At 69.4% G+C, this 490-nt stretch carries 1 pseudogene; it reads right to left on the bottom strand.

The features are described from left to right. Window positions 1-462 (bottom strand): annotated as a pseudogene (locus tag AC07RN_RS20985) (hypothetical protein); the annotation flags it as partial. Window positions 463-490 lie beyond the last annotated feature (28 nt).

Genomic DNA, 490 nt, shown 5'->3' with positions numbered 1-490 from the left:
CGTCAACGGCTGACCCGCAGCATCGGTGACAGGATTCCCCGCTTTGTCCCTGAGCTCGCCGTCCTCGCCTACGCTCATCGAACCGTCACCGGCCCCCGGCACACCGGGGGTGCCGATTCCGCCGCCGTCAGGGCCGGTGCCGTCGGAGTCCCCTCCGAGATCGCCACTGCCGTCACCGATCCCGGCCGCGCCGCCACCTATCAGCGCGGACGTGGCGGCCATGCCGGCGCCGCGAGCGACGCCCTGACGCAGCGCGCTGGGCTGTCCCGGATCCATGCCTCCCGAGGCCTGGGTGTCCATGAACTTGTTGACCAGCCGGGTCACCGCCTGATCCATACCGTCGAGCAGGGACCTGCGGATCTTGAGCGCCATCATCGTGAACATGATCAGACCGGCGGTGCTCATCCCGGTGATGATCAGGACCACGGTGTGCAGGTTGTTCTCGCCGGCCAGGCTCACCACTCCGGCCGCACCCGCGGCAGCTGCGACC

This window comes from Lelliottia sp. GFLA7, assembly GCF_056490165.1.
The sequence above is the reverse complement of the archived record's forward strand: the minus strand, read 5'-3'. Positions and strand labels throughout refer to the sequence as shown.